The organism is Micromonospora zingiberis (assembly GCF_004331455.1).
GTDB classification, from domain to species: Bacteria; Actinomycetota; Actinomycetes; order Mycobacteriales; family Micromonosporaceae; genus Micromonospora; species Micromonospora zingiberis.
Genome location: NZ_SJJR01000010.1, coordinates 150,634 through 164,063 on the forward strand (window position 1 = coordinate 150,634; position 13,430 = coordinate 164,063).

9 protein-coding genes are annotated in these 13,430 nt (G+C 72.7%); 8 read left to right on the forward strand and 1 reads right to left on the reverse strand.

What is annotated here, in order from left to right:
• Window positions 1–11 precede the first annotated feature (11 nt).
• Window positions 12–4,568: an ATP-dependent helicase gene (locus tag E0H26_RS16690; RefSeq protein ID WP_131304564.1), complete on the reverse strand. Its 4,557-nt coding sequence runs from the start codon at window positions 4,566–4,568 to the stop codon at window positions 12–14.
• A gap of 190 nt (window positions 4,569–4,758) precedes the next feature.
• Between E0H26_RS16690 and E0H26_RS16695 the strand changes: the two genes are divergently transcribed.
• The 8 genes from E0H26_RS16695 to E0H26_RS16730 all read left to right on the forward strand — a co-directional run bounded on the left by E0H26_RS16695 (window position 4,759) and on the right by E0H26_RS16730 (window position 13,219).
• On the forward strand, window positions 4,759–5,133 hold the full coding sequence (locus E0H26_RS16695) for a hypothetical protein (RefSeq protein ID WP_131304565.1): 375 nt from the start codon (window positions 4,759–4,761) through the stop codon (window positions 5,131–5,133).
• Between the two features lie 229 nt (window positions 5,134–5,362).
• Entirely contained in the window at window positions 5,363–8,200 is a 2,838-nt protein-coding gene (locus E0H26_RS16700) for a Na+/H+ antiporter subunit A (protein ID WP_131304566.1), read from the forward strand.
• Between the two features lie 20 nt (window positions 8,201–8,220).
• The gene (locus E0H26_RS16705) at window positions 8,221–8,664 is read left to right on the forward strand and encodes a Na(+)/H(+) antiporter subunit C (RefSeq protein WP_131304683.1); all 444 of its coding nucleotides are present in this window, start codon (window positions 8,221–8,223) and stop codon (window positions 8,662–8,664) included.
• A 31-nt stretch (window positions 8,665–8,695) separates the two neighbouring features.
• Window positions 8,696–10,198, forward strand: a complete 1,503-nt coding sequence (locus E0H26_RS16710; RefSeq protein ID WP_131304567.1) for a Na+/H+ antiporter subunit D — start codon at window positions 8,696–8,698, stop codon at window positions 10,196–10,198.
• Window positions 10,195–10,791 (forward strand): Na+/H+ antiporter subunit E, encoded by a 597-nt coding sequence (locus tag E0H26_RS16715; protein WP_131304568.1) that lies wholly within the window; start codon window positions 10,195–10,197, stop codon window positions 10,789–10,791. Before E0H26_RS16710 ends, E0H26_RS16715 begins: the two co-directional genes overlap by 4 nt.
• Window positions 10,788–11,051, forward strand: a complete 264-nt coding sequence (locus E0H26_RS16720) for an MrpF/PhaF family protein (RefSeq protein WP_131304569.1) — start codon at window positions 10,788–10,790, stop codon at window positions 11,049–11,051. The genes E0H26_RS16715 and E0H26_RS16720 overlap by 4 nt, the downstream gene beginning before the upstream one ends.
• Entirely contained in the window at window positions 11,048–11,461 is a 414-nt protein-coding gene (gene mnhG / locus E0H26_RS16725; protein ID WP_240742216.1) for a monovalent cation/H(+) antiporter subunit G, read from the forward strand. The genes E0H26_RS16720 and mnhG overlap by 4 nt, the downstream gene beginning before the upstream one ends.
• A gap of 186 nt (window positions 11,462–11,647) precedes the next feature.
• Complete coding sequence (locus E0H26_RS16730) at window positions 11,648–13,219, forward strand: M20/M25/M40 family metallo-hydrolase (protein ID WP_420812855.1); 1,572 nt, start codon at window positions 11,648–11,650, stop codon at window positions 13,217–13,219.
• Window positions 13,220–13,430 lie beyond the last annotated feature (211 nt).

Sequence of the window (13,430 nt, forward strand, 5' to 3'; positions counted from 1 at the left end):
CCACCCACCCGTCAGGCTCGCAGGCGCAGACCGCGCGGGGTGGTGCGGAACCCGGCGGCGGTGAGCGCGTCGCGCAGTGGGGACGAACGCACCGCCTCCCCGTCGGCGCGCTCCACCGAGATCGGCCCCAACGCGCCGGACCCGACCGCGTCGGCCAGCGCCTTCCCGGCGGCGGCCAACGCGTCGGCGTCGTCGGTGAAGGAGAGCAGCGTGCGCCCACCCCGCTCCACGTAGAGCACCAGGTCACCGGCGACCAGCACGACCAGGGCGCCGGCCTTGCGGCCGGCCCGGTGACCGGTGGCCGGTGGTGCCGCGTCGCCGGAGTCGACCACCCGCTCGGGCCAGGGCAACGCCGCACCGTACGGGTTGGCCGGGTCGGTGGCGGCCAGCACCACGGCCGGGCCGCCGCGCAGCGGTGCGGCGTCGAGCGGTTCGGCCAGGGCACGGATCCGATCCACCGCGCCGGGCACGGCGAACTGGGCCGCGCCGAGTCCGTCGACGAAGTAGCCGCGCCGGGCAGCGCCGCGCTCCTCCAGCGCGGCCAGCACCGGATAGACCGCCGCGAAGCCGCCGGACACCTGCTCCGCCACGACCGCGCCCCGGGTCAGCACACCGTGTCGCTCCAGCAGCACGTCGGCCAGGGCGGCGGCGCGGCGGGTCGGGTCGCTGTCCCGTTCCGGCAGCCGGGACCACCGGCCGGCCACCGTCGGTGGTCCACCCCGGCTGGGTAGGGCCACCCGCCCCGGGCGTCGGTAGCGGCCGTGCGCCGCCGCCGGTCGGGCCCGGTGCGCGCCGCCACCGGCGAGTACCGTGCGCAGCGGTGCCAGGGTGTCGTTGGTGAGGTGACCGGCCCAGACCAGGTCCCAGATGACCGTGGTCAGCTCGGCGTCGTCGGTGGCGCCGATCCGGTCGGCCAACGCCCGGAAGAACAGCGCCTGACCGTCACCGAGGGCGTCGAGCACCGCGTCGTGCCGGGGGGTACGGGCCAGCGACTCGTCCGGCGGCGGGAGCAGCAACGGCGCCACGTCGGCGTACGCCAGGCTGACCCAGCCGTCCCCACCGGAGATCGCCCCGGCGCCGGCCCAGAGCACCTCGCCGCTGGCACACAACTCGTCGAGCAGCGCGGGGGAGTAGTCGGCCACCCGGACCGGCAGCACCAGCCGTTCCAGCGCCGACGCCGGCACCGACACACCCTGCAACTGCTCCACGACTGAGGCCACCGCCGCCACGCCCCGGGCCGACGAGCCGACCTGCTGCCAGCGGGGCAGGAAGGTGGCCAGCGCCCGGGGCGGCACCGGTTCGATCTCCCGGCGCAGCGCCGCGAGGGACCGGCGACGCAGCAGCCGCAGCACCTCCGCGTCGCACCACTGGGTGCCGACCGTGTCCGGAGTGAACTCGCCGGAGACCACCCGGCCGGTGGCGGCCAGCCGGCGCAGTGCCTGTTCCACCACGAAGATCCCCAGCCCGAACCGTGCCGCGCAGCTGGCCGCCGCGAACGGGGCATGGGTACGCGCGTACCGGGCGACCAGGTCGCCGAGCGGATCGGCCACCGGTTCGAGGTACGCCTCGGCGACCCCCACCGGCAACGCCACGCCGAGCGCGTCCCGCAACCGGCCGGCGTCCTCCACGCCGACCCAGCGGTCCTGACCGGCGATGCGGACCCGCAGCACCCGACGGCTGGCGGCCAGGTCGGTCAGCCAGTCGGTGGGCACGCCGCGCTCGGCCAACTCGTCGGTGCTCAGGTCGCCTAGCTGACGCAGCAGCTCGACCACGTCCTCCGCGTCGCGGGGCCGGCGTTGTGGGGTCGACCAGCGCAGCTGCTGCTCGGTCTCGGCCAGCACCGCCGGGTCGAGCAACTCGCGCAGGTCGACCCGGCCGAGCAGCTCACCGAGCAGGGCCGAGTCCAGGGTGAGCGCCGCGGCCCGGCGCTCGGCGAGCGGGGCGTCCCCTTCGTAGAGGAAGGCGCCGACGTAGTTGAAGAGCAGCGAGCGGGCGAACGGCGACGGGCGGGGCGTCTCCACCTCGACCAGCCGGACCCGACGGCCGGCGAGGTCGCGCATCACCTGGGTCAGCGCGGGCACGTCGAAGACGTCCTGGAGGCACTCCCGGGCCGCCTCCAGGGTGACCGGGAAGTCGGCGTACTCGCGGGCCACGTCGAGTAGTTGGGCGGCGCGCTGCCGCTGTTGCCACAGTGGCTGGCGGCGGCGGGGGTCCCGGCGGGGCAACAACAGCGACCGCGCGGCGCACTCCCGGAACCGGGCGGCGAACAGCGCCGAGGTGCCGACCGACTCCTCCACCAGCTGGGCGATCTCGTCGGGGTCGAAGGCCACCACGTCGGCGCCGGGTGGGCTGTCGGCGGTGTCCGGCAGGCGTACGACGATCCCGTCGTCGGCGGGCAGCACCTGCGCGTCCACCCCGTAGCGTTCGGCGAGTCGGCGGCCGATGGCCAGTGCCCAGGGGGCGTTCACCCGGGCGCCGAGGACGCTGTGTACGGCCAGTCGCCAGTCGCCCAGCTCGTCGCGGAACCGTTCGACCACCACCGTCCGGTCGTCCGGCAGCGCCCGGGTCACGGCCTGCTGCTCGCGCAGGTACGCCAGCAGGTTGCCGGCGGCCCAGTCGTCCAGCCCGGCGGCGCGCAACGCGGCCCTGGCCTCCTCGTCGCCGGGCCGCAGCAGCGCCCGGATCCGGGCCCCGATCGCCCGGCCCAGCTCCACCGGGCGGCCCGGCTGGTCGCCCTTCCAGAACGGCATCTTGGCAGCCTGCCCGGGTGCGGGGGAGACCAGCACCCGGTCCGGCGTGATCTCCTCGATCCGCCAGGAGGAGGAACCGAGCAGGAAGACGTCACCGACCCGGGACTCGTAGACCATCTCCTCGTCCAGTTCGCCGACCCGGGCGGCGCGTTGCGCGCCGGCCAGGAAGACGCCGAAGAGTCCCCGGTCCGGAATGGTGCCGCCGCTGGTCACCGCGAGCCGTTGCGCGCCCGGACGGCCGGTCAGTACGTCGGTGGCGCGATCCCACACCAGCCGGGGACGCAGCTCCGCGAAGGCGGTCGACGGGTAGCGCCCGGAGAGCATGTCCAGCACCGCGTGCAGGGCCGAGTCGGGCAGCTCGGCGAAGGGTGCGGCCCGGCGGACCACCGCCGCCAGGTCACCGACCCGCCACTGGTCCAGGGCGACCATCGCGACGATCTGCTGGGCCAGCACGTCCAGTGGGTTGCGGGGATGGTGCAGCTCCTCGATCGCGGCCTCGCCCATCCGCTCGGCGACCACCGCACAGGAGAGCAGGTCGCCCCGGTGCTTGGGCAGCACCACCCCACGGGACACCGCGCCGACCTGGTGCCCGGCCCGGCCGACGCGTTGCAGCCCGGCGGCCACGCTCGGCGGTGCCTCGATCTGCACCACCAGGTCGACCGAGCCCATGTCGATGCCGAGTTCCAGGCTGGAGGTGGCGACCACGGCGGGTAGCTGGCCCGCCTTGAGTGACTCCTCGATGTGCCGGCGTTCCTCGCGGGAGACGCTGCCGTGATGGGCGCGGGCGATCACCGGTGGGGCGCCGGCCACCGCCCCGGCCTGGGCCATCATCTCCGCCGGTGTCCGGGTGGCGTGGCCCGACGCGGTGGTCTGCTCGGCGGCGAGTTCGTTGAGCCGGGCGCAGAGTCGCTCGGCGCTGCGTCGGGAGTTGGTGAACACGATGGTCGAGCGGTGCGCCCGGATCAGGGCGTGGACCCGTTCCTCCAGCGCGGGCCAGATCGACGCGGTGCGCGGACCGGCGAGCGGGTCCTGTGGCGCCTCCTGCTCGTCGAGGCGGGTCATGTCCTCCACCGGCACCTGGACGCTGACCTCGATCGTCTTGGCGCTGAGCGGGGCGACCACGTCGACCCGGCGGGCGCCGCCGAGGAACCGGGCGCACTCGTCGACCGGTCGGACCGTCGCGGAGAGCCCGATCCGCTGTGCCGGGGCGGGCAGCAACTCGTCGAGCCGCTCCAGGGAGAGTGCCAGGTGGGCGCCGCGCTTGGTGCCGGCCACCGCGTGCACCTCGTCCACGATCACCGTTTCGATGCCGCGCAGCGAGTCGCGGGCGGCGGAGGTCAGCAGCAGAAAGAGCGACTCGGGAGTGGTGATGAGGATGTCGGGTGGGGTACGGGCGAAAGCCCGGCGTTCGTCGGCGGGGGTGTCGCCGGTGCGCATTCCCACGGTGATCTCCGGTGGCGGCAGCCCGAGGCGGCTGGCGGCCTGTCGGATGCCGGCCAGCGGGGCGCGCAGATTCCGCTCGACGTCCACCGCGAGGGCCTTGAGCGGGCTGACGTAGAGCACCCGGCACCGGTGCCGAGGGTCGGCCGGGGCGGGCTCACGGGCCAGCCGGTCGAGCGACCAGAGGAACGCGGCGAGGGTCTTGCCGGAGCCGGTCGGCGCGACGACGAGGGCATGGTGTCCGGCGGCGACCGCCGCCCAGGCGCCGGCCTGTGCCGCCGTCGGCGCGGCGAAGGCGGCGTCGAACCACTCCCGGGTCGGCGCACCGAACCGGGAGAGCGTCGCGTCGCCGGTCGGCGCTGCGTTGGATTCCGCCACGAGCCCATCCTGCCCCGGAGCACCGACATCCGCCGAGCCCGGTCGACGTCCGGGTGGGAGGGTTATAACCTGATTAAGGCGTTACACGCTGTTTGAGCGTTCAATCCGTTAAGTCTTACTTAACTGCTTGCTTGTGACAGGCAACATAAAGTAACTTCACCCGCGGTGTGGTGAGCGGTGAGGAGATCGGATGGCCGTCGAGCAGCGGGGCCCAGGATCCGGCACCGACGTCCTGATCCGCAAGGTCGACAGTCACGTCGCCGCGCTCCGCGCCGGTCTGCACGGGTCCGACCTCGAACTGGCCGAGCGGCTCGCCACCTGCCTGCGGGAACTGGTCGTCGTCACCGCACAGGCCAGCGCGGCCGATCGGGCCCAGGTGCGCGTCGCCGTGCACTACTTCGTGCTGCGCCGGGAGAGCCGGGGTCGGCTGCTGTCCGTACGCTCGCTCACGGCCACCCAGCGGCTGGTCAACAAGGCGGCCCGGCGGATCGGCCGGCCCGATCTGATGGTCGAGGTCCGCGGGCGCGACGTGTTCCCGCCGGCCCACCGTCCCGCGCAGCACTGACCGGGCGTCACCTCGCCACCTCGCCACCTCGCTACCCCGCCGCGCGCTGCGCCCAGGTCGCTCGGGTTCCCGGTGGGCGAGGACGTCGGTGACCAAACACACCGACACAGGGTGAATATGGGCTTTTTTCGGCAAAGTCACCCATCGGTCGCTGCGGTGTCGTCTGATCGCTGTTAGGCGCCAGGCACCCGAAAGGGGCGCCGCTGCCCCACCTCGACCGGGAGCGCGCGTGCTCGTACTGCTGACCCTGCACCTCGTGGCGGCCATCGCGGCGCCGCTACTGGTGCGTTGGTGGGGTCCGCGCGCCTGCTACCCGCTGGCCCTCGCGCCCGCCGCCGCGTTCGGCTGGGCCCTGGCGCGTACGCCCGACGTGGCCCACGGCGGCGCGCTGGCCGAGACGTACCCGTGGATCCCGAAACTGGGGCTGGACCTGGCGTTCCGGATGACCACCCTGTCGTGGCTGATGACGCTGCTGGTCGGTGGTGTCGGCACGCTGGTGCTGATCTACAGCGCCCGCTATCTGCCGTCCGGTGCCGTCGGCACGGCCCAGTACGCCGGCGTCATGGTCGGCTTCGCCGGGGCGATGCTCGGCCTCGTCCTCGCCGACGACCTGCTGCTGCTCTACGTCTGCTGGGAACTGACCACGGTCCTGTCGTACCTGCTGATCGGGCACAGCACCGAACGGCGTTCCGCCCGCTGGGCGGCGGCCCAGGCGTTGATCGTGACCACGCTCGGCGGCCTGGCCATGCTGGTCGGGTTCATCATGCTCGGCCACCACGCCGGCACCTACCGGTGGTCCGAGCTGGCCGAGCGCCCGTTGCCCGGTGGCACGTACCTGGTGGTCGCGGTGCTGTTGATCCTGCTCGGGGCGCTGTCCAAGTCGGCGCTGCTGCCGTTCACCTCGTGGCTGCCGGTGGCGATGGCGGCGCCGACGCCGGTGAGCGCGTACCTGCACGCCGCCGCGATGGTGAAGGCCGGCATCTACCTGCTCGGCCTGCTCGCCCCGGTGCTCGCCGTGGTCGGCCCATGGCGTCCGGTGGTGCTGGTCGCCGGCCTGGCCACCATGGTGCTGGGCGGCTGGTCGGCGCTGCGCCAGACCGACCTGAAACTGCTGCTCGCCTACGGCACGGTCAGTCAACTCGGCCTGCTCGCGGTGGCCGTCGGGGTGGGCACCGCGGACGCCGCGCTGGCCGGCCTGGCGATGCTGGCCGCGCACGCGCTGTTCAAGTCGGCGTTGTTCCTCGTGGTCGGCGTGATCGACCACGGCGCCGGTACCCGGGACCTGCGCAAGCTGTCCGGGCTGGGCCGCGACGCGCCGGTGCTGGCCGGCGTCGCCGTGCTCGCCGCCGCGTCGATGGCCGGCGTGCCACCGCTGCTCGGCTTCGTCGGCAAGGAGGCGGTGTTCGCCGCCTTCACCGATCGACCACTGGTCCTGGCGGTGCTGGTCGTCGGCACCGTACTCACCGTCGCCTACAGCCTGCGGTTCCTCTGGGGCGCGTTCGGCAATCGCCCGGGAGCGGCACCGACCCGGTTGCGGCGGATCCCGCCGGCGATGCTGCTGCCGCCGGCCGGGCTGGCCGTCGTCGGGCTGGTCGCCGGGTCGGCGGCGGGCACGGTCGATCACCTGCTGCGCCCGTACGCGGAAATCCTCGGATCCGTCCACGCGCACCTGGCGCTGTGGTCCGGCCTCACCCCGGCGCTCGGCCTCTCCGCGCTGGCCCTGGCCGGCGGGGCGGTGCTGTTCGCGCTGCGCGGCCCGCTGGCCCCGCTGCTGGTCCGGCTGCGCGCACCGGTGACCGGGCTACAGGGGTACGAGTGGATCACCCACCGCTTCGACCGGCTCGCCGTGGACGTCACCAGCATCACCCAGCGCGGTTCGCTGCCGCAGTACCTCGGTCTGATCCTGATCGTGTTGGCCGCCGTGCCCGGCGGTGTGCTGCTGGTGATCCGGCCATGGCAGCATTCGATCCCGCTGTGGGTGACGCCCGTACAACCCGTGGTCCTGCTGGTGATCACCCTGGCCGCGGTGCTCGCGGTGGGCGCCCGCCGCCGACTGACCGCGATGCTGCTGGTCGGCATGACCGGCTACGGCACCGCGATGCTCTTCGTGCTGCACGGCGCACCCGACCTCGCGTTGACGCAGTTCCTGGTGGAGACCGTCACCATCGCGGTCTTCGTGCTGGTGTTGCGCCGCCTGCCGGAGCGGTTCTCGGTGCGACCGTTGTGGAGCAGCCGCTGGATCCGGCGGGCGATCGGCGTGACGGTGGGGCTGACCGTCGCCGGCCTCGCCGTCGCTGCCGCCTCCGCCCGGCGGGCGCGCAGCATCTCGGAGGACTTTCCCCAGTTCGCGGTCGAGCGTGGGTTCGGCCGCAACGTCGTCAACGTGACGCTTGTCGACATTCGCGCCTGGGACACCCTGGGGGAGTTGGCGGTGCTGGTGGTCGCCGCCACCGGGGTGGCCAGCCTGGTCTTCCAACGGTCCCGCACCGGTCCCCGGCCCCGCCGCCTGGAGGCCGACCGGGGCGAGGCGGTCGCCGGTCGGCCGGTCTGGCTGCGCGGCGGCGCCACCCTGCACGAGCGCAACCGCTCCCTGGTGCTGGAAGTGGTCACCCGGCTGATCTTCCACACCGCTGTGCTGTTCTCGTTCTATCTGGTGTTCTCCGGTCACAACGCGCCCGGCGGCGGCTTCGCCGGCGGGCTGGTGGCGAGCCTGGCGCTGATCATGCGGTACCTGGCCGGTGGTCGGTACGAGCTGGCCGAGGCCGCACCGGTCAGCGCCGGCACGGTGCTCGGTGCCGGGCTGGCCCTGGCGGTCGGCGGCGCGGTGGTCTCCCTGTTGGTCAGTGGCGCCGCGCTGGAGAGCGCCAAACTCAACTTCCGGCTGCCCCTGGTCGGCGACTTCTACCTGGTCACCTCGCTCTTCTTCGACGTCGGTGTCTACCTGGTGGTGATCGGGTTGGCGCTGGACGTGCTGCGCAGCCTCGGCGCCGAGGTGGATCGGCACATCGAGGCGGCCGGTGGGCCCGAGGGCGGGCTCGCCGTCGAACGCCAGGGAGGGCCCCGGTGAGCGGTACCGGCGCCAACCTGATGTCCTTCATCGCGATCGGGGTGCTCGTGGGCTGCGGGGTGAGCCTGCTGCTGGAGCGCAGCCTGAGCCGGGTCCTGCTCGGCGTCATCCTGATCGGCAACGGGGTCAACCTGCTGATCATCTTCGGCGCCCGGCCCGGCGGGGCGCCGGTGGCCGGGGTCACCGAACGGGGGGCGATGAGCGACCCGCTGCCGCAGGCGATGGTGCTCACCGCCATCGTGATCACCTTCGGGTTCACCGCCTTCCTGCTGGCCATCAGCTACCGCAGCTGGTACCTGACCGGCGACGACGAGGTGCCGGACGACATCGAGGACCAGCGGATCGTGCGTCGCGCCGCCCGCAAGGAGGTCTCCGCCGTCGACCTGGGCGGCGAACCGCCGGAGCTCGACCCCGAGCAGCTCGACGCGCCGGCACCCGGGCAACGCGGGGAGGGGCCGGGATGAACCGCTGTCCGCCGGACCGCCGGGACGACCGATGACCGCGCTCGTCCCGCTGCCGGTACTGCTGCCGCTGCTGGGTGCGGCACTGACGCTGCTGCTGGTGAACCGGCCGTTGCCGCAGCGGCTGGTCAGTGTCAGCTGTCTGAGTGCCACCCTGCTGGTGGCGGTGCTGCTGCTGGTGCGGGCGTACCGGCACGGACCGCTGGTGATGCAGATCGGCGCCTGGCCCGCACCGGTCGGCATCGTGTTGGTCGCCGACCAACTGGCCGCGCTGATGCTGGTGGTCTCCTCGGCGGTGACCCTCTGCGTGCTGCTCTACTCGATCGGTCAGGGGCAGGGGGAGACCGGCGAGAGCGCACCGCTGGCCATCTTCCACCCCACCTATCTGGTGCTGACCGCCGGCGTGACGAACGCGTTCCTCGCCGGTGACCTGTTCAACCTCTTCGTCGGCTTCGAGATGCTGCTCGCGGCGAGTTTCGTCCTGCTCACCCTGAACGGCACGCGGCTACGCATCCGCACCGGCTCGACGTACGTGGTGGTCAACGTACTGGCCTCGATGATCTTCCTGATCTCGGTGGGCCTGGTCTACGCGGCGACCGGCACGCTCAACCTCGCGCACCTCGCCGCCCGGCTGGACGAACTGCCCGACGGCGTACGGCTGAGCCTGCAACTGATGTTGCTGCTGGCCTTCGGCATCAAGGCGGCGGTCTTCCCGCTGTCGGCCTGGCTGCCGGACAGCTACCCGACCGCACCGGCGCCGGTCACCGCCGTCTTCGCCGGCCTGCTCACCAAGGTCGGCGTGTACGCGATCATCCGAACCCAGACCCTCCTCTTCCCCGACGAGCGGGCCGGCAAGCTGCTGCTGGTGGTGGCCGGGCTGACCATGCTGGTCGGCATCCTCGGCGCGGTGGCCCAGTCGGACCTCAAACGGCTGTTCTCGTTCACGCTGGTCAGCCACATCGGTTACATGATCTTCGGGGTCGGGCTCAGCACCGTCGCCGGGCTGGTCGGGGCGATCTTCTACGTGGTCCACCACATCACCATCCAGACCACCCTGTTCCTGGTCGCCGGCCTGATCGAACAACGCACCGGCAGCACCGACCTGCGTCGGCTCGGCGGGCTGGCCCGGGTGACGCCGGTGCTCGGGGTGCTCTTCTTCGTCTCGGCCATGAACCTCGCCGGCATCCCGCCGTTCTCCGGATTTCTCGGCAAGCTCGGGCTACTCCAGGCCGGTGTGGCGGTCGGGGGCGTGCTGCCCTGGACGCTGGTGGCGGTGGGCACACTGACCAGCCTGCTCACCCTCTACGTGGCCAGCCGGGTGTGGAGCATGGCCTTCTGGCGGGTGCCCTGTCAGACCGTCCGGCCCAGCGCACCGCTGCCCGGGTTGACCGTCGGTGCCACCACGGTCCTGGTGGTCCTCGGGGTGGCCCTGACCGTGGTGGCGGGGCCGCTGTTCGACGTGACCACGGGAGCGGCGGTCGACCTGCGGGAGCGGACCCCGTACATCCACGCCGTCCTGCCGGGTGGGCCGCCGTGACCGGGTCGGGTCCGGGTGCCCCGCCACCACGGGGGGTGCGGGCCCAGCTGGGACGGCGACGGGACCAACTGATCGCGGTCGGTTGGCTGGTGCTGGTCTGGAACCTGCTCTGGGGCGATTTCAGTTGGGGAAATTTGCTGGGCGGCCTGCTGGTGGCCGCCGGGGTGCTGGTGTTCTTCCCGCTGCCGTCGGTGACTTTCGGTGGGCGGCTGCGACCGCGCGGGCTGCTGGTGTTCGGGGCGCGTTTCGTCGTCGAACTGGTCCGGGCCAGTCTGCACGTCGCCCGGATCGCGGTGCAGCCCGGCTACGTACCGCGATCGGCCATCGTGGCGGTTCGGCTCCGGGTGCCCACCGATCTCAACCTGGCGCTCACCGCCGAGGCGCTGTCGCTGGTACCGGGCACGTTGATCGTGGAGACGGACCGGGATGCGGCCGTCCTCTACGTGCACGTGCTCGACGTGCGCGGCCCGGCGGACCTCGCCAACGCCCGCAAGCAGGTTCGCATCGTGGAGCGGCGGGTCGTCGCGGCGGTCGGATCGGCGGCCGAGTTGCGCCAGGTGCTCTCCGTGCCCGTCGACAAGGAGTCCTCGTGAACATCGTCCTCGTGCTGGCGATCGCCGGCCTGCTGTCGCTGACCGCCCTGCTCGCCCTCGTCCGGCTCTACCGGGGTCCGTCGTTGCTGGACCGGGTGGTCGCCGCCGACATGCTGCTCGCCACGATGGTCGGTGCCGTCGGCGCCGAGGCGGCACTGAACCGGCACGCCACCACCCTGCCCGTGCTGGTGGTGCTCGCCCTGCTCGGCTTCGTCGGTTCGGTGTCCCTGGCCCGTTTCGCCGTCCGGGACCAGCCGTGACACCGCCCGCCGGAGTCGGGCCGGGCGGGGCCGGGCCGCCGGTCGGCGGACCGGTGACGACGATGGACTGGGCGTTCACCCCGGCCCATGTCGCCGACTGGCTCGGTGCCGCCAGTCTGGTCGCCGGCGCGTTGTTGAGCCTGGCCGCCGCGATCGGGGTGCTGCGGTTTCCCGACACCGTGACCCGGATGCACGCCGCCACCAAGCCCCAGGTGCTCGGCGTGCTGCTCCTGCTGCTCGGCGTGGCGCTGCGCCTGCGCACCCTCTCCGACCTGGGCATGGTCGCCCTGGTCGGCGTCTTCCAGTTGGCCACCGCCCCGGTCGCCGCCCAGATGATCGGTCGAGCCGCCTACCGCGGCGGCCGGCTGAACCGGGATCTGCTCGACGCCGACGAACTGGCCGACCGCTGAAACCGTTGCACCCGGCGGGCAAGAGGGCCGGTTTTCGGGCAGGCCGACTATTCCGGCACCTTGCGTCTTGCCCCGCCCGGCCGGATCACAGGAACCTTCCGCAGTGACGGACATCGATCAAGTGGCCGTCCTCCGGCCGCGCGCACCTCCGGCTGGCCGGTGCTCACCTGCGAACCGGGAGGACCCATGAGATTCCGCCCCCTGCGTACCGTCGGGCTCGCCGCGGCCGTCGCCACCGCGACCGCCGCGGCGTCGGCCCTGGCCGTCGCACCGATGGCCGGCGCGGCGCGGCCCGCGGCCGACGCACCGGTCGCCGCCGCCGTCGCCGCGCCGAACATCGCGCTGGCCAACGTCAAGGCGCACCTGAGCCAGTTCCAGTCGATCGCCACCGCCAACGGCGGTAACCGGGCCCACGGCCGGCCCGGCTACCTCGCCTCGGTGAACTACGTGAAGGCGCAACTCGACGCGGTCGGTTACACCACCACCGTGCAGTCCTTCACCTACAACGGCGCCACCGGCTACAACCTGATCGCCGACTGGCCCGGTGGCGATCCCAACGCGGTGGTGATGACCGGGGCGCACCTGGACGGCGTGACCGCAGGACCGGGGATCAACGACAACGGCTCGGGTTCGGCCGCGATCCTGGAGGTGGCGCTCGCCGTCGCCCGGACCGGCTTCACCCCGGACCGGCACCTGCGCTTCGGCTGGTGGGGCGCGGAGGAACTGGGGCTGCGCGGCTCGCAGTACTACGTCAACAACCTGCCCGCCGCCGAACGCAGCCGGATCAAGCAGTACCTCAACTTCGACATGGTCGGCTCGCCCAACGCCGGCTACTTCGTCTACGACGGGGACAACTCCGACGGTGTGGGCGCCGGCCCCGGCCCGGCCGGCTCGGCGCAGATCGAACAGACCATCCAGGCGTACTTCACCTCCATCGGCGTACCGACCCGGGGCACCGACTTCGACGGGCGCAGCGACTACGGTCCGTTCATCAACGTGGGCATCCCGGCCGGCGGCACCTTCACCGGTGCCGAAGGCGTCAAGTCCAGCGCCCAGGCGACACTCTGGGGCGGCACCGCCGGACAGGCCTTCGATCCCTGCTACCACCGGTCCTGCGACACCACGAGCAACATCAACGACACCGCCCTGGACCGCAACGCCGACGCCATCGCGTACACGGTCTGGACGCTGGCCCAGGTGGCGACCCCACCGCCCGCCACGACGGTGTACAGCGACACCTTCGAGACCGCGACCGGCTGGACCACCAACCCCGCCGGTACGGACACCGCGACGGCCGGCCAGTGGGAGCGCGGCGACCCCGAGGCCACCAGCAGCTCGGGCGTCGCCACCCAACTCGGCACCACGGTCAGCGGCAGCTTCGACCTGGTCACCGGGCGGCTGGCCGGTGCCAGCGCGGGTGACCACGACCTCGACGGCGGGGTGAGCACCATCCAGTCCCCGACGATCACCCTGCCGTCGACCGGCACGCTGAGCGTGTCCTTCTCCTGGTACCTGGCCCACCTGAACAACTCCAGCAGCGCGGACTACCTGCGGGTGCGGGTGGTGGGCAGCAGTACGGTCACCGCGCTCAACGTGACCGGCGCGGCCAGCAACCGGGCGGCGGCCTGGCAGACCGCCAGTGCCGACATCTCGGCGCTGCGGGGACAGACCGTACGGATCGTGGTCGACGCCGCCGACGCGAGCACCGCCAGCCTGGTCGAGGCCGCCATCGACGACGTCCGGATCCTCCAAAGCTAGGTGCAGGTGTGAAAGGAAGGGCACCCTGTTAACGCCTGGTGCATAGGAAGGGCCCCCTACTAACACGGAGCCTCAGGCGCCCCGGCGGTGCACCCGCACACCGCCGGGGCGCTCGCCGTGCAGGCCCGCGATGAAGGCGGCTGGGCCGGTAGAATGACCGCATGATCGACTCTTCTGCCCAGGAGGGCAGCAGTAGCCAGCCGGGTAAGCC

Excerpts from the sequence above, each read along its gene's own strand:
- E0H26_RS16695 (WP_131304565.1), top strand. The coding sequence starts at position 4,759 with ATGGCCGTCGAGCAGCGGGGCCCAGGATCCGGCACCGACGTCCTGATC.
- E0H26_RS16705 (WP_131304683.1), top strand. The coding sequence starts at position 8,221 with ATGTCCTTCATCGCGATCGGGGTGCTCGTGGGCTGCGGGGTGAGCCTG.
- E0H26_RS16710 (WP_131304567.1), top strand. The coding sequence starts at position 8,696 with ATGACCGCGCTCGTCCCGCTGCCGGTACTGCTGCCGCTGCTGGGTGCG.
- E0H26_RS16730 (WP_420812855.1), top strand. The coding sequence starts at position 11,648 with ATGAGATTCCGCCCCCTGCGTACCGTCGGGCTCGCCGCGGCCGTCGCC.